General features: G+C 71.4%; 21 protein-coding genes and 2 pseudogenes. 19 read left to right on the forward strand and 4 right to left on the reverse strand.

The annotated features are described in order from the left end of the window. Nucleotides 1-34: 34 nt before the first annotated feature. From SM447_RS03710 to SM447_RS03755, 10 genes and pseudogenes are all read left to right on the forward strand, one after another. Nucleotides 35-568 (forward strand): annotated as a pseudogene (locus SM447_RS03710) (flavin reductase family protein); the annotation flags it as partial. A 46-nt stretch (nt 569-614) separates the two neighbouring features. Further along, the gene (locus tag SM447_RS03715; RefSeq protein WP_474571309.1) at nt 615-1,589 is read left to right on the forward strand and encodes an NAD-dependent epimerase/dehydratase family protein; all 975 of its coding nucleotides are present in this window, start codon (nt 615-617) and stop codon (nt 1,587-1,589) included. Between the two features lie 66 nt (nt 1,590-1,655). Next, nucleotides 1,656-2,882 carry an LCP family protein gene (locus SM447_RS03720; protein WP_474571310.1) on the forward strand — a complete coding sequence of 409 codons (1,227 nt, stop codon included), beginning with the start codon at nt 1,656-1,658 and terminating at the stop codon, nt 2,880-2,882. A 265-nt stretch (nt 2,883-3,147) separates the two neighbouring features. Then, complete coding sequence (locus tag SM447_RS03725) at nt 3,148-4,335, forward strand: LCP family protein (protein ID WP_474571311.1); 1,188 nt, start codon at nt 3,148-3,150, stop codon at nt 4,333-4,335. 194 nt (nt 4,336-4,529) lie between these two features. Then, nucleotides 4,530-5,471, forward strand: coding sequence for an LCP family protein (locus tag SM447_RS03730; protein WP_474571312.1), 942 nt, complete (start codon nt 4,530-4,532; stop codon nt 5,469-5,471). Nucleotides 5,472-5,553: 82 nt separating this feature from the next. Then, nucleotides 5,554-5,889 carry a rhodanese-like domain-containing protein gene (locus SM447_RS03735; protein WP_474571313.1) on the forward strand — a complete coding sequence of 112 codons (336 nt, stop codon included), beginning with the start codon at nt 5,554-5,556 and terminating at the stop codon, nt 5,887-5,889. Between the two features lie 12 nt (nt 5,890-5,901). Next, the gene (locus SM447_RS03740) at nt 5,902-6,693 is read left to right on the forward strand and encodes a glycerophosphodiester phosphodiesterase (protein WP_474571314.1); all 792 of its coding nucleotides are present in this window, start codon (nt 5,902-5,904) and stop codon (nt 6,691-6,693) included. Nucleotides 6,694-6,777: 84 nt separating this feature from the next. Next, the gene (locus SM447_RS03745) at nt 6,778-8,235 is read left to right on the forward strand and encodes a sensor histidine kinase (RefSeq protein ID WP_474571315.1); all 1,458 of its coding nucleotides are present in this window, start codon (nt 6,778-6,780) and stop codon (nt 8,233-8,235) included. Between the two features lie 66 nt (nt 8,236-8,301). Then, a complete protein-coding gene (locus tag SM447_RS03750) occupies nt 8,302-8,715 on the forward strand; it encodes an ATP-binding protein (protein ID WP_474571875.1) in 414 nt (137 codons plus the stop codon). A gap of 93 nt (nt 8,716-8,808) precedes the next feature. Next, nucleotides 8,809-9,693, forward strand: a complete 885-nt coding sequence (locus SM447_RS03755) for a DUF5926 family protein (RefSeq protein ID WP_474571316.1) — start codon at nt 8,809-8,811, stop codon at nt 9,691-9,693. Between the two features lie 44 nt (nt 9,694-9,737). On the opposite strand, the gene SM447_RS03760 is transcribed toward SM447_RS03755, so the two are convergent. Then, on the reverse strand, nt 9,738-10,955 hold the full coding sequence (locus SM447_RS03760; protein WP_474571317.1) for an arginine deiminase: 1,218 nt from the start codon (nt 10,953-10,955) through the stop codon (nt 9,738-9,740). A gap of 163 nt (nt 10,956-11,118) precedes the next feature. On the opposite strand from SM447_RS03760, the gene SM447_RS03765 reads away from it, so the two are divergent. From SM447_RS03765 to pheA, 4 genes and pseudogenes are all read left to right on the forward strand, one after another. Beyond that, on the forward strand, nt 11,119-11,859 hold the full coding sequence (locus tag SM447_RS03765; RefSeq protein ID WP_474571318.1) for a hypothetical protein: 741 nt from the start codon (nt 11,119-11,121) through the stop codon (nt 11,857-11,859). A gap of 164 nt (nt 11,860-12,023) precedes the next feature. After that, on the forward strand, nt 12,024-12,482 hold the full coding sequence (locus tag SM447_RS03770; protein ID WP_474571319.1) for a PAS domain-containing protein: 459 nt from the start codon (nt 12,024-12,026) through the stop codon (nt 12,480-12,482). An 80-nt stretch (nt 12,483-12,562) separates the two neighbouring features. Further along, nucleotides 12,563-13,042, forward strand: a pseudogene (locus SM447_RS03775) (hypothetical protein); the annotation flags it as partial. 117 nt (nt 13,043-13,159) lie between these two features. Next, the gene (pheA, locus tag SM447_RS03780) at nt 13,160-14,116 is read left to right on the forward strand and encodes a prephenate dehydratase (protein WP_474571320.1); all 957 of its coding nucleotides are present in this window, start codon (nt 13,160-13,162) and stop codon (nt 14,114-14,116) included. A 63-nt stretch (nt 14,117-14,179) separates the two neighbouring features. Here pheA and SM447_RS03785 read toward each other — a convergent pair whose 3' ends face one another. Together SM447_RS03785 and SM447_RS03790 are read right to left on the reverse strand one after the other, a co-directional pair. Further along, on the reverse strand, nt 14,180-14,524 hold the full coding sequence (locus SM447_RS03785) for a metallopeptidase family protein (RefSeq protein ID WP_474571876.1): 345 nt from the start codon (nt 14,522-14,524) through the stop codon (nt 14,180-14,182). A gap of 120 nt (nt 14,525-14,644) precedes the next feature. Next, entirely contained in the window at nt 14,645-15,076 is a 432-nt protein-coding gene (locus SM447_RS03790; protein WP_474571321.1) for an OsmC family protein, read from the reverse strand. 143 nt (nt 15,077-15,219) lie between these two features. On the opposite strand from SM447_RS03790, the gene SM447_RS03795 reads away from it, so the two are divergent. The 3 genes from SM447_RS03795 (at nt 15,220) to SM447_RS03805 (ending at nt 17,724) form a co-directional block, all read left to right on the forward strand. Next, nucleotides 15,220-15,927 carry a hypothetical protein gene (locus SM447_RS03795; RefSeq protein WP_474571322.1) on the forward strand — a complete coding sequence of 236 codons (708 nt, stop codon included), beginning with the start codon at nt 15,220-15,222 and terminating at the stop codon, nt 15,925-15,927. 163 nt (nt 15,928-16,090) lie between these two features. Beyond that, nucleotides 16,091-16,912 carry an HAD family hydrolase gene (locus SM447_RS03800; protein ID WP_474571323.1) on the forward strand — a complete coding sequence of 274 codons (822 nt, stop codon included), beginning with the start codon at nt 16,091-16,093 and terminating at the stop codon, nt 16,910-16,912. Further along, a complete protein-coding gene (locus SM447_RS03805) occupies nt 16,912-17,724 on the forward strand; it encodes an HAD family hydrolase (RefSeq protein ID WP_474571324.1) in 813 nt (270 codons plus the stop codon). The genes SM447_RS03800 and SM447_RS03805 overlap by 1 nt, the downstream gene beginning before the upstream one ends. A 50-nt stretch (nt 17,725-17,774) precedes the next feature. On the opposite strand, the gene SM447_RS03810 is transcribed toward SM447_RS03805, so the two are convergent. Further along, complete coding sequence (locus SM447_RS03810) at nt 17,775-18,377, reverse strand: bacterial proteasome activator family protein (RefSeq protein ID WP_474571325.1); 603 nt, start codon at nt 18,375-18,377, stop codon at nt 17,775-17,777. A gap of 98 nt (nt 18,378-18,475) precedes the next feature. Between SM447_RS03810 and SM447_RS03815 the strand changes: the two genes are divergently transcribed. Then, the gene (locus SM447_RS03815; protein ID WP_474571326.1) at nt 18,476-19,273 is read left to right on the forward strand and encodes an alpha/beta hydrolase family protein; all 798 of its coding nucleotides are present in this window, start codon (nt 18,476-18,478) and stop codon (nt 19,271-19,273) included. Between the two features lie 78 nt (nt 19,274-19,351). Then, the gene (locus SM447_RS03820; protein WP_474571327.1) at nt 19,352-20,551 is read left to right on the forward strand and encodes an ABC transporter substrate-binding protein; all 1,200 of its coding nucleotides are present in this window, start codon (nt 19,352-19,354) and stop codon (nt 20,549-20,551) included. The last annotated feature ends 22 nt before the right edge of the window (nt 20,552-20,573 follow it).

Below are 20,573 nucleotides of genomic sequence, written 5' to 3' on the forward strand. Positions count from 1 at the left end.
CCGGGCTCCGGCCCGCGAACCGGACAGGCGGGTCAGAATGTTTCACGTGAATCATGAGCCGGGTGCCCAGATCCACCACACCGACCCGTTCGCCGCGCCGGCCGACCAGCGTTCGCCGGTACGCCGGCTGCGGGGTCGGCTCGCCGTACCGGTGACGCTCTGGACGGCGCCCGGACCGGCCGGTCTGACGGTGTCGTCGACCCTGGTCGCCGACGGTGAGCCGGGGAGGTTGCTCGGTCTCATCGACGCCGAGTCGGAGCTGTGGGCGGCGGCCGAGGAGGCGGGCAGGTTCGCCGTGACGCCCCTCAACCCGTCGCACCGGCAACTCGCCGACCGGTTCGCCGGCCTGTTCCCGTCGCCGGGCGGTCTCTTCGCCATCGGCGACTGGGACGACACCCCCTACGGACCGGTCCCGGTCGACGCGGGCGGCTGGGCCGGCTGCCGCCTCGACGGCGCCCGGGAGTACGGCTGGGGCCTGCTGGTCGAGGCGACCATCGAGCGGGTGGAGCTCACCGAGGGGCCGGAGCCGCTGCTGCACCACCGGGGACGCTACCGGGAACTCGCCTGACAGCCCCGGGAAGATCAACGAGCCGCTCCTTATAGGCTGACCAGTCATGAAGGTTGAGCAGCGCTTCGGTCCCGGTCACCGCGTCCTGGTCACCGGCGGCGCCGGTTTCGTGCCCTCGCACCTGGTGGATTCCCTGGTCGGGCGCGGCTGCACGGTCGTCGCCCTCGACAACTTCGTCACCGGGTCGAAGGAGAACGTCGCACACCTGCTCGACACGCCGAACTTCACCCTGGTGGAGGCCGACGTCTCCGACGGCCTGCCCGCCCACCCGGCGCTGGCGGAACGGTTCGACGCAATCCTGCACATGGCCTCGCCGGCCAGCCCGACCGACTTCGAGAAGCTGCCGGTGGAGATCCTGCGGGTCGGCTCGGTGGCCACCCTGCACCTGCTGGAGCGGGCCGCCGCCGACGGCGCCCGGTTCCTGCTGGCCTCCACCTCCGAGGCGTACGGCGACCCGAAGGAGCACCCGCAGCGAGAGACGTACTGGGGCAACGTCAACCCCATCGGCATCCGCAGCGTCTACGACGAGGCCAAGCGCTTCTCCGAGGCCGCGACGATGGCGTACCGCCGCAGCCGGGCGGTGGACACCGCCATCGTCCGCATCTTCAACACCTACGGGCCGAGGATGCGACCGGACGACGGGCGCGCCATTCCGACCTTCATCTCCCAGGCGCTCCGCGGCGAACCGATCACCGTGCACGGCACCGGCAACCAGACCCGCTCCATCTGCTACGTGGCGGACCTGGTGCGGGGCATCCTGCTGCTGCTCGACTCGACCGAGAGCGGGCCGGTGAACTGCGGCACCGAGCACGAGATGAGCATGCGGGAGCTGGCCGAGACGATCGTGTCACTCTGCGACAGCCGGTCTGAGGTGACGTACGTCACCCGCAGTGCCGACGATCCGGAGATGCGTCGTCCCGACCTCACCCTCGCCCGGGAAGCGCTCGGCTACGAACCCACCGTCGCCCCGGAGGAGGGGCTGCGGCGCACCATCGAGCACTTCCGCCAGCGGCTGGGATAGGCGACGCCGACGGCGCACGGTTGTCGGTAGGGGCGACACTGGCTCCCGCTGCGTACCCTGAGTTACATGTCAGCGACCATTCCCGCCGCACTGCCGGCCCCTCACCTGCACCGCAGCTCCGGCCGTGCGGCGGTGCCGGGCCCAGGACGCGGTGGCCGGGCCGGTGGGCCGGCCGACACCCGGTGGTACCCGGCGTACGACGACGAGTCGCTCCCACCGAGCGACCCGGGGGGACCACGCGGCCCGGTGGGTCCCGGTGGTCCCGGTGGCGGTCCCCCACCCCGACGGCGGCGACCGCACTGGCGCCGCATCGCGCTGGTGGCCGGTGTCGCCGTGCTGGTGCTGGCGCTGATCGGCGGCACCGGTGCCTGGTTCTACGCCCGCAGCCTCGACAAGAACATGGCCCGCACGGATCCCTTCTCGGAGATCACCGGCGGTCGTCCGGCCAAGGCGGTGAACGGTGCCTTGAACATCCTGCTGGTGGGCACCGACTCGCGGGATCCGGACGCGCCGATGGACCGGGCCGGTGAGTGGCGGGCCGACACGATCATCGTCATGCACATTCCGGCCGACCACAAGCAGGCGTACCTCGTCTCCATCCCACGTGACCTGTACGTGCCGATCCCGGAGAGCGCCGGTGCCGAGTGTGACAGCGGTCAGCGACGCAAGATCAACGCGGCGTTCGCGTTCGGTGGGCTGCCGCTGGCGGTACGCACGGTCGAGTGCTTCACCGACGTGCACATCGACCACGTGATGGCGATCGACTTCGCCGGCTTCAAGCAGGTCACCGACGCCCTCGGCGGAGTGGACCTGAAGGTCGAGCGGACCATCACCTCGATTCACAAGCCGTACCGGAAGTTCACCAAGGGCACCAACCACATGAACGGCACCGAGGCGCTGGACTGGATCCGTCAGCGCAAGCAGTTCCCGGACGGTGACTTTGCCCGGATGCGTCATCAGCAGGAGTTCCTCCGGGCGCTGATGGACAAGGCGGCGAGCACGGGCACGCTGACCAACCCGAAGAAGCTCAACGCCTTCCTCAGGTCGGTCACCGACGCGGTCACCGTCGACCAGGGCTTCTCGCTGACCGACATGGCCGTGCAGTTCCGCAATCTGCGCGGCGAGAACCTGACCTTCGTCACCAGTCCGCACCTGGGCAGCCAGACCATCAACGGCGAGTCGGTGGTCGTCTCCGACCGGGAGAACGCCCTGGCCATGTACCGGGCGATGTCCGGAGACACGATGGCCGACTGGATGCGGGCCAACAAGCAGTCGACCACCGAGAACGGCTGACCACGACCGAAGGACCAAGGGTGACCCGGAACGGCCCGGTGCTGCGGCTCGCGGGCCGAGGGGTGCGGCGATGGTGCGGATCGCGCCTCGGCTGAGCATCTGCTGTGAACCAACAGCCGAACGTCTATTTCGTTCTGGACGGTCGGCCATTTCAGCAGGATGACGCGGCGGAGAACGTGAACTGGACGCCACGCGAACTCGCCACCACGGGAATGCGTACGTAAAGTGTTCCCGCCCCCCAATGCGAACACGAGCTGGAGCACGAATGCCGGTTCACAGCCCCTCTCTGCTCGAGCCGCCTCGCGCGTCCGCCGCCCCGCCGACCCGACCGAGCGGCGGCTCCGGCAAGTCCGCCAAGAAGCGCACCCGGCGCAAGGACCCCCTCTGGGCCCGACTCACCGTGATCTTCGGTGCCGCGCTGATGATGACCAGTGGTGTGGCCATCGTCGGCAGCAAGGCGTTGATCAGTCAGGCCACCGGCAGCATCGCCCAGCGCAACCTGCTCGGCGACGCCGGCAAGACCAGCGCGGAGGGCGGGGCCGACCTCAAGGGCCCGATCGACATGCTGCTGCTGGGAGTGGACGCCCGGGAGCGATGGGCGGCCGACGACGTACGCGCGGACAGCATCATCGTGCTGCACATTCCGGCGACCCACGACCAGGCGTACCTGATCTCGATCCCGCGGGACACCGAGGCGCGGATCCCGGCGTTCGAGAAGACCGGCTACCCGGGCGGCGTCGGCAAGATCAACGGCGCGTTCCAGGCGGGCGCACAGAACGGCGGCGGCTGGGAGGGCGGTGCCCAGTTGATGGCCCAGACCATCAAGGGCATGACGGGGGTCAGCTTCGACGGCGCGGCGATCATCAACTTCGGTGGCTTCAAGAACGTGATCGACGCCCTCGGCTCGGTGCGCATCTGCCCCAAGCAGGAGGTCACGTCGATCCACATGTCGTACGTCGACGGCAAACCGATGTGGAACGCGGACGCCAAGAAGACCGGCAAGCCGCGCACCCCGGTGGTGCACAAGAAGGGCTGCCAGGAGATGGAGGGCTGGGCGGCCCTGGACTTCTCCCGGCAGCGGTACGGCCTCAAGAACAGCGACTACGACCGCCAGCAGAACCAGCAGCAGCTGATCAAGGCGATGGCCAAGAAGGCCACCCAGAACGGCAGCCTGACCAACCCGGTCAAGCTGAACGAGCTGGTCAAGGCGGCCGGCAAGGCTTTCATTCTGGACACCGGTGGGGTGCCCGTCGAGGACTTCGTCTTCACCATGCGCGGGGTCACCGGCAATGAACTGATCATGCTGAAGACCAACGGCGGCACGTACAACGCCAAGGGCAACGGCACCGAGGCGCTCAGCGAGCAGACCCTGGACATGTTCCGGGCGGTCCGACAGGACAAGCTCGCCGAATTCGTCTTCTACAACCCCGAGGTCATCTCCTCCCGGAAGTGACCCGACGGCAGGTGGCGATGTCGCGAACCACCGTCACCCAACGTGTCCGTTCCGTAGCCTGACATGAAGCAGATTCATGTCGCTGCGGGAGGGACGTCACGGCCAGAACGGGACGGGCGGGCGGAAAGCGGGCATCCGGGCACGGCTCCGGACGGCCGCGGTGGCCCCGCGTACTGCTCGGGATCGGGCTGGCGGTGGTGCTGCTGACCACGCTCGCCGTGGTGGGCATCCGGGTGCTCGCCGACCGGTACGAACGCACGATGACCCGGGCGGAGCTGCTCGACCCGAGCGCCCGCGCCGACCGCACCGACCTGGACGGCCCCCTCAACTACCTGCTCGTCGGCTCGGACCGGCGGCCCGGCGACACCGCCGCCGAGCAGCGCACCGACACCATCCTGATCGTGCACGTGCCGGCCGGGCTACGCGAGGGTTATCTGGTCTCCGTCCCGCGCGACCTGCTGGTGGCCATCCCACCGGGCGGCGGCTATCCGGGTGGCGAAGACAGGATCAACACCGCGTACGAGTACGGCGGGGGCGGCGAGGCTGGCGCGCACCTGCTCTCGGCCACCCTGGCCCGGCTCACCGGCATCCGCTTCGACGGTGCCGCGCTGGTGGATTTCGCCGGCCTGCGGAACGTGATCGATCTGCTCGGCGGGGTCGAGATGTGCGTACGCGAGGAGGTGCGATCGATCCACACCGACCGGGTCTTCCGTCCCGGCTGTCAGCGGATGGACGGCGCGCAGGCGTTGGACTACGTGCGTCAACGGTACGACCTGCCGGGCGGTGACTACGACCGGCAGACCCACCAGCAGCAGTTGCTGGGGGCGATGCTGGAACGTGCCGGCGAGACCCGGCTGCGCAGCGATCCGGTCCGACTGCATCGGCTGATCGGGGCGGTCGGCGACTCGCTGACCGTGGACACCAACGGGGTGCCGGTGGAGGACCTGCTGCTGGCGCTGCGCGGCCTCGCCACCGACGGGCTACGGGGCGTGCAGGTGCCGTCCTATCCTCAGATGATCGACCAGGTGTCGTACGTGCGGCTGGACAACGGCGGTGAGGGGCTGTTCGAGGCGGTCCGCGGCAGTCGGATGCCGGACTGGGCAGGTGCCCATCCACGCTGGGTGACCCGGCTCTGAAGGGTCGACGGGCGCGGTCTGCGGCAGGGCCTCGCGGTCCGGTCGCGGGAGGCCGTGTGACGAGGTTCTAGGCTTGGTACCCGTGTTCGGACCTCAGATACCCACCGTGACCATCTCCGAGATCAACGATGAGACCTACCTGCTCGACGTCCGGGAGGACGACGAGTGGGCGGCCGGTCACGCCCCCGGCGCGCACCACCTGCCGATGATGGAACTGCCCGCCCGCCTGGCCGAGGTGCCGACCGACCGGGACGTGGCGGTCATCTGCCGCTCCGGCGGTCGCTCCGCCCAGGTCGTCGCCTATCTCCTGCGTAACGGCTGGGAGCAGGTCAGCAACGTCACCGGCGGGATGGGCGACTGGGCGGCCGCCGGACGGCCGGTGATCGGCTCCGACGGGCAGCCGGGTCGGGTCCTGTAGGGAAGCACGCCGATGGACGGCCCGCTCGTGTTCGCCCACCGTGGCGCCTCGTACGACCTGCCGGAACACACTCTCGCCGCCTATCTGCGCGCGCTCGACGAGGGCGCCGACGGCCTGGAGTGCGACGTCCGGCTGACCCGCGACGGGCACCTCGTCTGCGTGCACGACCGGCGACTGAACCGAACCAGCAACGGCCGTGGTCTGGTCAGCGCCCGTACCCTCGCCGAGCTGGAGCAGTTGGACTTCGGTTCCTGGCATCCGGGCGGTGTCCCGGCCAACGGCGACGAGGTGCTGGACGACTCGCACACCCGGCTGCTCACCCTCGAACGGTTGCTGGAGGCCGTGCTCGCCGCCGGCCGGCCCGTCCGGCTGCTGGTCGAGACGAAGCACCCGTCCCGGTACGGCGGCGACGTGGAGCGCCGCCTGGTCGCCCTGCTGCACCGGTACGGCCTGGTCGAACCACACCCGGACGCACCGGTGCAGATCACCGTGATGTCCTTCTCCCCGCTGGCGATACGCCGGATCCGGATGCTGGCCCCCGCGCTGCCGACCGTACTGCTGCTGGAGGTGCTGCCCCGCTGGCTGCCGCTGGGCCGGCTGCCGTTCGGTGCCGGCATCGCCGGCCCGGGGATCGCGCTGGTCCGCGCCCGCCCCGCGTTGGTGCCGGCGCTGCGGGCGGCCGGCAGCCAGGTCTACGTCTGGACCGTGAACGAGCCGGCCGACCTCGACCTGGTACTGACGGCCGGGGTGGACGGCGTCATCACCGACCGCCCGGCGCAGACTCTCGCCCGGCTGCACCGGTAGGTGCGACCCGGCAACCCGGTGGTGGAGGCGAGGCGGCCGCCCCGGGGGTGCCCGGGAACACGAGAGGCGGTGCACACTCGGGTCATGCCCGACCGCACCGACTACTCGGCTCTCATCGCCGGGCACACCGTCGTCATCGACATGATCAACTCCGGTGACGCGGGTCTGCCGGTCCTGAACCAACTGCTCCGGGTGGCCCAGCCGGCCCTCGGCGCCGCCGGGATGGCGTTCGTGGAGTTCGCGCCCAGTGGTGGCCGGGTGATCGCCGCCACCGGGGCCGCCGAGTGGACCGTCGGCCGGCCGCTGCTCCCCAACGATCCGGTCACGATCTGCCTGCTGGCCGGTCCACGGGTGCAGTGCGTACAAACCGACCAGCTCACCAACGCGCTCGCCGACGAACTCGCTGAACGCGGCCTGCGGCGGATGGTCGTCGCCCGAGCGGAGATCGGCGGGCACACCGTTGGCAGCCTGCATGCCCTCTACCACGCCGGCGACGAGGACCCGAGCGCCGAACAACGCGGCGTGGTCGGCTACCTCAGCGCCTGCATCGCCCACATGTACGGCGACCAGAGCGGCCTGCCGGTCCACGGCGACGGTCCGGTGGTGGCAGCACTCGCCGACGGGTTGGCCGTGGTCGACCGGGACGCGCACGTACGGCTCTGGAACCCGGCCGCCGCTCAGGTGACCGGCCGCTCCACCGCCGACGCCATCAATCAGCCACTCCCCTTCCCGCTGCCGCCGTCCGGGCAGGTGCTCGACCACCGCCTGCCGAACGGGCGCTGGCTGCGGATCACCTCTGGTGAGCTGCCCGGGCCCGGCGCCCTGCGGGTGGTCACCTTCCGGGACACCACCGACCAGCAACGGCACGACCACGAACGGGACCTCTTCGTCGCGGTCACCAGCCATGAACTGCGCACTCCGGTGACCGTGATCAAGGGCTACGCGGACACCCTCACCGACCACTGGGAGTCGCTGAGCGAGACCGACCGGCGGCAGGCGGCACGGGTGATCGGGCAGCGGGCCAACGAGTTGGCCCGCCTGCTCGACCGGCTGCTCTCCTCGGCGGCCGAGGCGTGGCCGGGTGACGGGCCGCCGGCCCCGTTCGACCTCGGCGAGACGCTGCGGGCGGCCGTCACCGACCTCCCCACGGAGCTGCGTCGTCGGACCACCCTCCAGGTGCCGGCCGAGTTGCCCAGGGCGATCGGGCACCGGCAGAGCCTGGCCACCGTGCTCACCGAACTGCTCACCAACGCCGGAAAGTACTCCCCACCCGACTCCCCGATCGACGTCACCGCCGGTGCCGACGGCCAGACCGTCTGCTTCCGGGTCAGCGACCGGGGCATCGGCGTACGCCCGGAGCACGTCGAACGGGCGTTCGACCGCTTCTGGCAGGGTGACTCCGGCGACCGGCGTCGCTATCCCGGCACCGGTCTCGGCCTCTATCTCGTCCGCCGGATCGTTGAACAACAGAATGGGTGGGTATTCCTTCGACCGAGAAACGGTGGGGGTACGGTCGCAGAGGTGCGGCTGCCCCGCAGGTGACAGTGGGGGTCACGGGGCGAAAGAGGGGCGGAAGTGGCGACGACAGCGGTCGAACGGGCGTGGTGCGTGGTGGTGCCGCACCACGCCAGTGGTGCGCGCATCGCCCGGCATCGGCTCGCCGCCGAGCTGGCCGGGGCCGTCTCCCCGGCGGTGCTGGCGGATCTGGTGGCGGTTCTGGCTGAGCTGGTGGGCAACGCCGTGCGGCACGCTGACCCGTTACCGGGAGGCGTGGTCCGGGTCGCCTGGCGGCTGCGCTGCACGCCCGAGGGGCCGCAGCTGCGGCTGCGGGTCACCGACGGCGGTGCCGCGTGCCGCCCGCAGATCCGCCCGCCGAACATGGAGGCCGCCGACGGCCGTGGCCTGCACATCGTCTCCGGCCTGGCGAGCGGCTGGGGCGTGGAGCGCGACGGTCTCGGGCAGAGCGTCTGGGCCGACTTCGACCCGGTCGGTGACCGGTCGGCGCTGGTGCCGACCGGCTGAACCGGCCGGTCTAGCATCCGGTGCCGTAGCGGCGGCCCGGACTCCGCGTCGGCTCGACCGAGGGCGTCGACCCACGCGCTAGGCTGTCTCGCCGTGAGCAAGCGTCGAAAGAACCAGCGAGCCGTCACCGGCCCCGGCAAGCGGGAACGGATCCGGGACGTCTTCGTCCCCCGGCCCTTCGAAGGGCTGGCCGACGAGCCCGAATGGATCGCCCTGCGGGAGCTGGTGCCCGCCGCCTCCGCGCCGCTGCGGCTCACCCAGGAACTCGTCGACGAGTACGGCGACCGGCCGGTCACCCTGGCCACCGTGCTGCCGATGGCCGCTCCGGCGATGAGCCGGCAGGACGGGCACGTCTTCGTCGGGCTCCAGCGCCATCTCCAGTCCGGCGACGTCTCCCGCGACCTGGCCGAGTCGCTGCTCTGCGCGCTGCGCACCGCTCCCGGCGCCCCGGTCGCGGTGCCACCGCTACCCGGCCCGGGTCCCCGGCTGCAGGACATCCTGGTCGACGGTCCGCTGGAGATCAGCCTGCACGAGGGCTTCGAGTTCTGGCTGGTGCCGGAGGCCGCCGACGATCCGACCGTGCAGGCCTCCCTGGAGCGGGCCAACGCCGCGATCTATCCCACGGTGCGGCTGGCGTCCGCGCGCGCCGCGTACTGGTGCCGGGTACCGGAGAAGGCCCACGTCCGCTGGGTGCTCCCCGAGGCCGAGGAGGCCGCCCTGGACGCCCTGGCCCGGCTCGGCGCGGCCGGCTCGCTGACCCTCGGCGAGGAGACCCGGTTCGCCGGCATGTTCCGTGCCCACGGGCGGCTGGTGCCGGTCTGGGACCTGCCCGAGGAGGTCCCGGCCGGCGACTGGGAACAGCCGGTCGCCGACTTCGCCAAGCGGTACGCCGACGCCCTGGCCGATTCCGCCCCGCTGGACGCCGCCGCCCGCCGGTCCCGGCAGGGACTGCTCGGCCGCCAGCTCACCCTGCGCTGACCGCGCCCGGTTGTTAATAAGGGGCCCTTGCTCTACCGCAGGCGTTAAGAAGGTGCCCTTCCTTGCTCTCGGAGCAGCGGGCAAGACATGCAACGGGGGCCGCCTCGCCCCGAACCCAGCTCCGAGCCGGCGATCGGGATGAGTTCGATCCCGGCCCGCTCCAACTGGGCGTTGGTCTCGACGTTGCGCTCGTAACCGACGCAGAGGCGGGGCGCGAGCGCCAGGGTGTTGTTGCCGTCGTCCCACTGCTCCCGCTCGGCGGTCACCGGGTCGAGCCCGGTGTCGATCACCCGTAGCCGGTCCAGGTCCATGGCGTCGGCGGCGGCCCGCAGGAACGGTGCCGGCCCGTCCACCCGCGGGTCATCGCCGTCGGTGCCGGCGATGACGGTGTACGCCGACAGGGTGCTGGCCACGTTCGGGTACATCAGCACCGCGTCGACGTCGACCATCGTGCAGATGGTGTCCAGGTGCATCGTGGCCCGTTCCTGGGCGATCGGCACGACGAGGATGGTGTGCGCCAGGCCGGCCGCGAAGACCCGCCGCGCCAGGCGCTCGGCACCGGCGGGCGTCGTCCGCTCACCGACCCCGACGGCCAGCACCCCGGGTGCCAGCAGCAGCACGTCGCCCCCTTCCAGGGGTTCCAGACCTGGTCGGTAGACGAACTCGGTACCGGCGAACCGGGGATGGTGTCGATAGATCGCATCGGTCAGCGTGGTCTCCCGCCGCCGGGCGGGCATCGCCAGACTCGTCACGCCGACCCGGTCACCGATCCACAGTGACGAGTCGCGGGTGAACAGCAGGTTGGGTAGCGGATCGATGATGAAGTCGTGCCGGTCCATCAGGGTGTAGACGAGCCCACCCCGGCGCTCCCGTCCCAGCCGCAGCTCCTCGTGGGCCAGTCCGGCGACGAGAACGTCGGCCAGCGCGGCCGGGTCGAGATAGGCCAGGTGCGCGCCGACCCGGGCGCGCAGGGTGTCGCCCAGCCGGGGCGAGTTGAGCACCTCCTCGGTCAGCTCGGTCCGGGCGTCCGGCACGGCCAGCGCCTCGGTGAGCAGGTCGGTCAGGTAGAGCACTTCGACGCCGCGTTGCCGCAGGGCCGCCGCGAAGGCGTCGTGCTCCTCCTGCGCCCGGCCCACCCACGGAATCGCGTCGAAGAGCAGCGAGTCGTTGTTGCGCGGGGTGAGCCGGGCGAGTTCCGGCCCCGGCCGGTGCAACAGGACGGTGCCGAGTCGACCGACCTCACTGTCCACGAAGTGGCTCACCCTCGCAGCGTAGGGCAGGGTTTGGCGGTATCCGGTAAAACAACCGTGGGTGAATATGGCATTCATCCACAGTCATTCCGGCGCTCCGGCTTGCCGACCACCGGGACTGGCAACGTAGGGTAGTGAGAAAGTAACTTCGAGGGACCTTTTGCCGGAGGTCGCGATGACTGTCTTCCCCGCTCGTCGAGCCGTACCGTCCGCCAGGGCGCTGCCGCCCGTGGCGGTGCCGCACCCCCGGGTCGAGTCTCCCGGGGTGGTCGCGACCCCTCGCCCGTCCCCGTTGGAGTGGGCACGTCGGCGCCGGGCCGAGCGGGGCGCCCGACGGCTGGAGGCGGCCGGTGCCCGCGCCCTCGGCCAGCTCAACCACCTCGGGCCGGCGTGGCACGTCATCGACTGGCCCCGCACCGACGCGGCCGACGTCCTGCTCGACGACAACGCCGACAACCGGGCCGGGTTCCTGGCCATCGGCCCGAGCGGACTCTTCGCCGTCACCATCGCCGACCACGGTCGGGCCCGTGTCCTGGTGGCCGGCGACGTGGTGCAGATCAACGGTAAGCGCCCGCCGTACGTTGCCGAGGCCCGCCGCGACGCCCGGCGCGCGAGCAAGGCACTGACCGCGGCCGTCGGCCATCCGATCCCGGTGACGCCGGTGCTCACCTTCGTGGGTTCCGGCGTCATCAGCGTCTACGGCCTTCCGAAGGACTGCCTCATGGCGACCCACCGGGAGCTCGACCGGCTGCTCGTGGCCGGCGGCAACCGGATCAGCCCGGCCACCGCCGAGAAGCTGTCCCGGGTCGCCCAGCACCCCAGCACCTGGGGAAACGGCGACTACCCGCCGGCAGCCGACTACCGGTGGTACGACCACGGCCGAACGGCCGCTGACAAGCCGGCCGGCCGCCGGTAACGTCAGCGGCGACGCCACGCGGCCGGGCACGGCTCAGCTCGCCGGCCCGCGCCGTCGCCGACCGGGCACTGATCAACACCGACGGCACCTGACGCCAACGCGGTCGGCGGTCCCTGCCGCGACCGGCTAGCGTGGACGTACCGTCGGTGTGCATAGGAGGCTCGGTGGCCCACGTCGAACTCTCGCTCTCGGAAGTGTTCCCGCCCTCCGTGGGGACACCGACAGAGCCGGGGTACGACAACATCAGCCGCTGGTCGGCGACGGTTTCCAGCGCCGAAGAGCCCTGCCTGCTGATCGACGCCGAGACCCGGGTGCTGGCCGTCTCGACCGCCGGTTGCGAGCTGCTGGGGCTGGGCGCGCCGGAGGACGTGATCGGTCTGCCACTGCTCGAGGGCGGGCTGCGGCTGCTGGATTTCACCGCCTACCGGGGCGAGCTGGCCGAGCCGGAGATCGACAAGATCCCACCCCTGCTGGCGCTCACCTCCGGGCGCCTGGCCCGGGGTCTGCTGCGGATCGAGGCGGCGGAGGAGGGCACGCCCGACGCGACCGTCGACGCCATCTCCACACCCGTGGTCACCGACGGCACGGTCGCCGGCTCCCTCACCTTCTTCTCCGAGGTCTGAACGCTCCCGTGCCGCTCATCCCACCCCGCCAAGCCGGCGTCGGTCGGCCGGTCGGCACGCCCCGACGGTCGGTCGCCGCAATCGCGCTGACGCTGCTCCTGCTGACCGCATGCGGCGAGCCCCCGGAGCTACGCGACGGGGCGCGAGGGCTGCCGACGCTGGCGCCCACGGCGACGCCCGGCACGTCGGCCACCCCCACGTCACCACCCGTCGGCGGGCTGCCCGGTGCCGGTCTTCCCCGACCCACGACCGATCCCGGACTGGTCGCGGTCGCCTGTCAGGGTGGCCCCACCGGGCAACGGATCATCGATCTGGTCCGTGGGCGCGGTGGGATGCTTCCCCGCAACGCGCGGGTCAGCGTCCGCACAGGGCCGTTGTGCGCTGCGGACTGGCAGTTCACCACCCTCGACGTGGCCGGGTACGAGCCGCTCCAGGTGGTCACCCGTGATCGAGCCGGAACCCTGCGCCTGGTCACCGCCGGCACCGACGTGTGCACGGTCGAGGTACGGGTGGCCGGCCCCGCCGGTATCCAGACCCTCGCCTGCGGCAGCGACGGCGGGGGTCCTCCGGTGCCAGTTCCCTCGACGACACCATCACCCACGCCGTCGGGCACGCCATCGGGGTCGTCGCCCTCGCCGTCGGGATCGTCGCCGACGCCGGGTGCGTAGGCTGAGCGTATGCCGGGAACGCCACCGACACGCTTCGTCTACCTCGGGCCCGAGGGCACCTTCGCCGAGCAGGCGCTGCGTACCGTGCCCGCCGCCGAACGGGGCAGCCGCACGCCGGCCCGCAGCGTCGGTGAGGCGTTGGAGGCCGTCCGCGCGGGCGAGGCCGACGCGGCCCTGGTGCCGCTGGAGAACTCCATCGGTGGCGCGGTCGGGGTGACCCTCGACGAGTTGGCCGAGGGGGAGCCGTTGGTCATCACCCGGGAGGTGATCCTCCCGGTCGAGTTCGTGCTCGGCGCACGCCAGGGGACCATGCTGCCGTCGGTACGCAGCATCGCCGCGCACCCCCAGGCGTCCACCCAGTGCCGGGGCTGGTTGCGTACGCACCTGCCCGACGCGGTCGTGGTGGACGTGCTGTCCAACGGCGCGGCGGCGGCCGGCGCGGCCAATGGCGAGTACGACGCGGCGATCTGCGCCCCCATCGGTGCGAGCCGACACCGGCTCGCCGTGCTGGCCGACAAGATCGCCGATCACCCCGACGCGGTGACCCGCTTCGCACTGCTGTCGAGGCCCGGCCCTCCTCCACCGCCCACCGGCGACGACGTGACGTCACTCGCCGTCTACATCGCCCACGACCGGGTGGGCGCGCTGCTCTCCGTGCTGATGGAGTTGGCGGTCCGGGGCGTCAACCTGACCCGGATCGAGTCCCGGCCGACGGGCGAGGCGCTCGGCCGCTACGTGTTCTTCCTCGACTGCACCGGTCACGTCGCCGATGCCCGGCTCGGCGAGGCCCTGCAGGGCCTGCGCAGGGTCTGCGCCGACGTGCGCTTTCTCGGCTCGTACCCCCGGCATCGATGGGACCGGACGAGCGGCGATCGGCCGGTCGCCGCTCCGGCGGGGCTCTCCGACGCCGACTACACCGACGCCGCCGCCTGGCTGGCCCGACTGCGGGCCGGCGAACTCACCTGAGCGACCCGGCCACCGGACCAGATCGCCGGCCGCGCTGAGCCGGCAGGGCGGTTCAGCGCGTCGTCAGCCCCAGCCCAGCTCGTGCAGGCGCGCGTCGTCGATGCCGAAGTGGTGGGCGATCTCGTGCACCACGGTCACGGCCACCTCGTCGACCACGTCGTCGTCCGTGTCGCAGATGCGCAGGATGGGGTTGCGGTAGATGAGGATGCGGTCCGGCAGTACGCCCGCGTAGTCCCAGCCCCGCTCGGTCAACGCGTGTCCCTCGTAGAGGCCGAGCAGGTTCTCACCGGGCGGCGGATCATCCTCCACCAGAATCACCACGTTGCTCATCAGCGCCAGCAGTTCCTCCGGAACCTCGTCCAGCGCCTCCCCCACCAACTCCTCGAACCGCTCACGCCCCATCTCCACCGCCACGCCCCCATTCTTCCCCACCCCACCCGCGATCTTGCATTTCCGGTCGCCGTGAAGCGGCGCAGAGGCCGCGCAACGGCGACCGGAAAGTGCAAGATCCGGCGGGGCTAGGTGGGGTCAGGAGGTCAGGCGGGCGGTGAGGGTGATCTCGGCGCCGGGCGAGAGCAGGCGGGAGATCGGGCAGTTCTGCTTGGCGGTCTCGGCCAGCTTGGCGAACTGCGCCTCGTCGATGCCGGGCACCTCGCCGACGGTGTCCAGCTCGATCCGGGTCACGGTCATCCCGGCGTCGGTCTTGTCGAGGTGCACCTTCGCGGTGGTCTCCACGGAGGTGGGCGTCGTGCCGGCGTCGGCGAGAGCCTTGGAGAAGGCCATCGAGAAGCAGCCGGCGTGCGCGGCACCGATCAGCTCCTCGGGGTTGGTGCCCTCACCCTCCTCGAAGCGGGACTTGAAGGAGTAGTTCCCTTCCAGCCCGCCCTTGCCGGTGCGGATGGTGCCGGACCCCTCGGTGAGGTTGCCCTGCCAACGTGCGGAAGAAGTGCGGATAGGCATACACCTGACGCTAGTCCACCGGGGGCCGGCAGGCGACCGACCGCCTCGGCCGCGTCGGCGTTCCTCGCGTCACGGACCGGCTGTGTCATGATGCGACGGATACCCTCGGGGCACGGCGGCCGAGCCACCAGGAGAGGTGAGCGATGACCAACGACCTCCCCATCCCCCGTCAGGACGACCGCTCCGAAGGCGCCAGCGTCCTCGAGTGGGGTGCGGAGGACGAGTCGCCCGCGGCGGGTCGGTTCCGGCGGGCCTTCGGTGGTCTCGGCCGGGACCACCGGATGCCGCTGCTGCTGGCCGGGCTCGGTGCGGTGGCGGCCCTGGCGTCGCTGCTGGGCGAGTGGTCGACGATCACCATCCCCAACGGTGGACCGGACCCGTCCACCCCGCTCGAAGTCACCAGCGGCGTGGCGGACGTGGGGCTGGGCTCCGCGTACCTGGTCGGGCTCTTCCTGCTCGGTGCCGCCGTGGCCCTCGCGCTGCGCGGCACCGATCACGTCCGGGCCAACGCCCGGGTGGCCGGGCTGGCGCTCGCCGCCGGCGTGCTCGCGCTGCTCGCGGCGACCGTGGTGTCGCTCGACGACACGATGCGACGGAGCATGTTCTACAACCCGGAGTTGACCTTCGACCTCGAGTACGGGCGTGGCCTGCTCGTCGCTTTCGTCGCCGTCGGGCTGTTCGCCGCCGCGCTCCTGCGGACCTCGCCCGAGCCGGCCGGGATGGCGGCGGACGAGCCGCGGCGGCGCGCCCGGCGCAGGGCCCTGGAGCCGGAGCCGGAGGGGGACCGCCCGCCCGCCGACATCACCGTCACACCGACGGTTCCCTTCGCCCGGGAGGCGCCGCCCGACTGACCGCCGGAGTCACCTCCGGTGCGTCGCCCGTTGGCACCCGATTCGCCTGGAAGCCATGGTTGCGACCAGTTCTGCGAGGTACGGTTGCTGCCCGCCGTCACGCCGGGTCGCCGATCGACGAGGTGAACGGCTGGTCGCGACGGCGGCGGGCGAAGGAGGAACGATGAACCGCCCGGGCCTGCCCAAGCTGATCGCCACCGACCTCGACGGGACGCTCGTCCGTAGCGACGACACCGTGTCAGCCTTCACACACGAGGTGCTCGACCGGGTCCGCGCGGCCGGCATTCCGGTGGTGGGCGCCACCGGTCGCGGGCCCCGGTTGACCGAACTGACCCGCAACGACATCCGTGCCGCCGACTTCCTCGTGCTGGCCGGTGGCGGCCGGGTGGTCGACCAGAGCGACCCGGAAGGGCCGGTGGTGCTACGCGACGAGCGCCTCTCCAGCGAGGTGCTGGCCGTCCTGCTCGCCGAGCTGGAGGCTGCGGTCGGCCCGCTGACGGTCATGGTCGAGGCGTCCGACGAGCACGACGCCCCGCTCTGGGGTGACTACCACCCCGCCTGGCCGTACCAGGACGCGTTCGAGGTCCGCAGCCGCGCGGAGTGCCTCTCCGGTGATGTGATCAAGGCGTTCGCGCGTACCGCCGATCACCACGTGGACGAGTTGCTCGCCGTCGCCAGGGAGATCGTCCCGCCGCATCTCGCCACCCTCACCCAGGCCGGTCTGGGATTCATCGAGATCTGCCCGCCCGGGGTGGACAAGGCCTCCGGACTCAGCGTGATCGCGCAGAGCCTCGGCGTGGACCCGGCCGACGTGCTGGTCTTCGGTGACATGCCCAACGACCTGCCGATGTTCGCGTGGGCCGGGTGGGGACGGGTGGCCGTCGCCAACGCCCACCCGAGCCTGCGCGCGGTCGCCGACGAGGTGACGCTGCGCAACGACGACGACGGGGTGGCCGTCTACCTCGACCGGCTACTGTCCCGGTGATGGACTCCACCCCGCTCCTGGTAGCCAGTGACATCGACGGGACGCTACTGCGCGACGACCGTACGCTGAGCGCCCGGACCGCCGCCGCGCTGGCCCGGATCTCCGCTCAGGGCACGCCGGTCGTGCTGGTCACCGGCCGGCCGATCCGCTGGCTCCGGCGGGTGTACGACCAGATGGCCGAGCCACTGCCCGCGGTCTGCGCGAACGGCGCGGTGGTCTACGACCCGACGAACGACGAGGTGCTGCGGGCCGATCCGCTGGCACCGGAGCTGCTCGCCGAGGTGGTCCGACGCCTGCGTGCCGAGATACCGGGGGTGAGCCTGGCGGTGGAGGTGGTCGACAGCCGGCAGATGCGCCACGAGGCGCACTACCCATTGCGCTGGGACCCAGACGACGAGGCGATCAGGGCGGTGGAGACCGCCGAGGAACTGCTGTCGGCACCGGCGGTGAAGCTGCTGGCCCGCGCCGGTGAGCAGGACCCGGACCGGTTCACCCGGTTGATCGCGGCCGCCCTCGCCGGGCTGGCGGAGGCCACCCACTCGTCACACTCCGGGCTGGTGGAGATCTCGGCGGCCGGGGTGACGAAGGCCGCCGGCCTGGCCTGGTACTGCCACCGCCTCGGCATCGCCGCGCCAGACGTACTGGCCTTCGGTGACATGCCCAACGACCTGCCGATGCTCACCTGGGCGGGGCGGGCCGTGGCCGTGGCCAACGCCCATCCGGAGGTGCTGGCGGTCGCCGACGAGGTCGCTCCGGCGAATTCGGCCGACGGGGTGGCCGCGTACCTGGAGAAGACCTTCGGGGTGGACTAGGCCGGGCCGGGTGCGGCGCGCGACGGGCGTGCCGCACCCGGACCGGACGGTCAGAGGTACTGGCCGGTGCTGTGTCCCTCACCGCCCGGCTGCCCCATGCCGGGCATCCCCGGCAGCATGGCCCCGGCCGGCCCGCTGGGCAGCGCCTGCCGGCCGGAGCGCATCTGCTCCAACTGCACCCGGGCCGCCATCTGCTGCGCGACCAGGGCCGCCTGGATGCCGTGGAACAGCCCTTCCAGCCAACCGACCAACTGGGCGTGGGCGATGCGCAGCTCACCCTCGCTCGGTGCCTGGTCCTCGGTGAACGGCAGCGAGATCCGCTCCAGTTCCTCGCGCAGCTCGGGGGCGAGCCCCTCCTTCAGCTCGACGATCGACCGCTGGTGGATCTCCCGCATCCGGTGCCGGCTGGCGTCGTCCAGGGGAGCGGCCTTGACCTCCTCCAGCAGCTGTTTGATCATGCTGCCGATCCGCATCACCTTGGCCGGCTGCTCGACCAGGCGCGACGGATCCTCGCCGGGTCCGTCGTCGGTCTGCACGGTGCCGACGGGGCGACCGTCCGGTCCGACCACCACCACGGTGCCGGAGTGGCCGGTGCCGTCCCGGCCGGGCTCGTCGTTCTGTCCAGCGGAGCGCGCTTCGGTCATGCCCTCCATCTTTACCCAGTGGCAGCCACCAGTGCCCGCCGGCCCGCTGTCCGGTCTCGCGCGGGCGTCAACCCCGGCCGTTCCGGAAACCGCGCTACCGTCGCCCGATGCCCTCCGATCCCCGGGCGGTGCTCACCCGCCCCGCGCCTGAACCGGACGTGACCGTCGCCTATGGCGAACACCCCGACCAGATCGCCGATCTACGCCGTCCAGCGGGCTCCGGCCCGCCCCGGCCGCTGGTGGTCGTGGTGCACGGAGGTTTCTGGCGTGCCGAGTACGACCGGCGGCACACCGGGCCGCTGGCGAGCGCGCTGGCCACGCTCGGGTACCCGGTCGCCCAGCTGGAGTACCGGCGCACCGGGCAGCCCGGTGGTGGTTGGCCGGGCACCCTCACCGACGTGCTGGCGGGGATCTCCGCGCTGCCCGGACTGGCCGCGGCCGCCCTGCCCGGGCGGGTCACCTCGGCGCCGCCGGTGCTGGTGGGCCACTCGGCTGGCGGGCACCTCGCGCTGTACGCCGCGGCGCACGCCCCCGGCGCGGTCGCTGGCGTGCTGGCTCTCGCCCCCGTGGCGGACCTGGCCGAGGCGTACCGGTTGGATCTGGACGCCGGTGCGGTGGCCGCGCTGCTCGGCGGCGGCCCGGCCGACGTGCCGGAGCGGTACGCGACCACCGATCCCCGGTCACTCGTACCACTGCGGCAACGGACCGTAGTGATACACGGCACGCTCGATCAGCAGGTCCCCATCGACCTCTCTCGAAGTTATGTGACCGCCGCCCGCGCCGCGGGTGCCGATATACGCCTGATTGAGCTGGCAGATAGCGAGCATTTCGGCCTTATCGCGCCAGGCTCGACGGCCTGGCCGGAGGTAACCGACGCGTTGCGGTCTCTGCACGAAGATCATTAGCCATTGACGCAGCGTCGCGGAGCAGGTAGAACGCCGAAGGGGCGGATGCCGCCCGGCAACACATTCGAAGGGAACCCGGTGTCGCAGATGAACCGCAGGCGGGCACTCCAGCTGCTGGCCGCGCTCGGTACGGGCGGACTCGTCGCCGCGTGCGGCTCCGACGCCGAGCCCGAGGTCACCGGCACAGAGAGCCCGATCAAGATCGGGCTCATCGCGCCACAGTCGGGTGCGAGCAAGGCCGTTGGCGACGAACTCCTCAACGGCTTCGAGCTGTACCTGGACCTCAACGACAGGCGTCTCGGCGGCCACCCGGTCGACCTGATCACCGCCGACGAGGGCGACAACGTGAAGTCCGGTCAGGCCGCCGTCGACGGACTGCTCAAGCAGGGCGTGCTCGCCCTGACCGGGGTCGCCAGTTCGTCGGTCATGTTCGGTATCCGGAACGTCGTCGAACAGGCGCGGGTTCCGCTGATCGGCTCGAACGCCTCGCCCGCGAGCCTGCAGAGCGTCGTCTACATCTGGCGCACCTCGTACGTGCTCGACGAGGCGGGCCGGGCGCTCGGTCGTTACCTGAAGGACGAACTCGGTCCCTCCGACCGGGTCGCGACGATCCTGCCGGAGGGGGTCGTCGGCGTCGAGGACGTGCTGCGCGGCTTCCGCCAGGAGTTCGGCGAGTCCGACCCGCGCATCGCCTCCCCGGTGGTCTGGACCACCGGCAACAGCAGTCCGAGCAAGACCGCCTACGTCTCGGACATCAACCGGGCGCTGTCCGGCAACCCGTCCGTGGTCTTCTGCTTCTACTCCGGTGACGCGGCGGCGGCGTTCATCATGCAACTGCGCGACGCCGGGTTCCGGGGTCAGATCTACGCCCCCGGCTTCCTCACCGAAGGCTCGGTGCTGGAGAGCATCCGGCCGGCCAACGACGCGCTCGGCATCCGCACCGCGTTGAACTACTCCGCCGACCTGAACAACGCGGCCAACCGCCGGTTCGCCTCGGCGTACCGCAAGAAGCACAACACCTCCCCGACCACGTACGCGATGGCCTCGTACGATGCGGCCAAGGTGCTCGACCAGGCGATCCGTCTGGCCGGTTCGGCACCCACCCCGCAGCAGGTCAACCTCGCGCTGGGCCGGATCGGGCAGATCGACAGCCCACGCGGTGCCTGGCAGTTCAACCAGCCGCGCACGCCGCAGCAGAAGTGGTACCTGCGCGAGGTGCAGCGCGACGGTCAGGTGGTGTCGAACGTGCTGGTCAACGAACTGGCCACGCTCGGCTGATTCGAAATCCGACAGACGGAGG

It is taken from the genome of Micromonospora aridisoli (genome assembly GCF_056150025.1).

Excerpts from the sequence above, each read along its gene's own strand:
- SM447_RS03810 (WP_474571325.1), bottom strand. The coding sequence starts at position 18,377 with ATGGAGGGCATGACCGAAGCGCGCTCCGCTGGACAGAACGACGAGCCC.
- SM447_RS03720 (WP_474571310.1), top strand. The coding sequence starts at position 1,656 with ATGTCAGCGACCATTCCCGCCGCACTGCCGGCCCCTCACCTGCACCGC.
- pheA (WP_474571320.1), top strand. The coding sequence starts at position 13,160 with ATGCCGGGAACGCCACCGACACGCTTCGTCTACCTCGGGCCCGAGGGC.
- SM447_RS03725 (WP_474571311.1), top strand. The coding sequence starts at position 3,148 with ATGCCGGTTCACAGCCCCTCTCTGCTCGAGCCGCCTCGCGCGTCCGCC.
- SM447_RS03765 (WP_474571318.1), top strand. The coding sequence starts at position 11,119 with ATGACTGTCTTCCCCGCTCGTCGAGCCGTACCGTCCGCCAGGGCGCTG.
- SM447_RS03815 (WP_474571326.1), top strand. The coding sequence starts at position 18,476 with ATGCCCTCCGATCCCCGGGCGGTGCTCACCCGCCCCGCGCCTGAACCG.
- SM447_RS03740 (WP_474571314.1), top strand. The coding sequence starts at position 5,902 with ATGGACGGCCCGCTCGTGTTCGCCCACCGTGGCGCCTCGTACGACCTG.
- SM447_RS03795 (WP_474571322.1), top strand. The coding sequence starts at position 15,220 with ATGACCAACGACCTCCCCATCCCCCGTCAGGACGACCGCTCCGAAGGC.
- SM447_RS03805 (WP_474571324.1), top strand. The coding sequence starts at position 16,912 with ATGGACTCCACCCCGCTCCTGGTAGCCAGTGACATCGACGGGACGCTA.
- SM447_RS03745 (WP_474571315.1), top strand. The coding sequence starts at position 6,778 with ATGCCCGACCGCACCGACTACTCGGCTCTCATCGCCGGGCACACCGTC.
- SM447_RS03800 (WP_474571323.1), top strand. The coding sequence starts at position 16,091 with ATGAACCGCCCGGGCCTGCCCAAGCTGATCGCCACCGACCTCGACGGG.
- SM447_RS03790 (WP_474571321.1), bottom strand. The coding sequence starts at position 15,076 with ATGCCTATCCGCACTTCTTCCGCACGTTGGCAGGGCAACCTCACCGAG.
- SM447_RS03715 (WP_474571309.1), top strand. The coding sequence starts at position 615 with ATGAAGGTTGAGCAGCGCTTCGGTCCCGGTCACCGCGTCCTGGTCACC.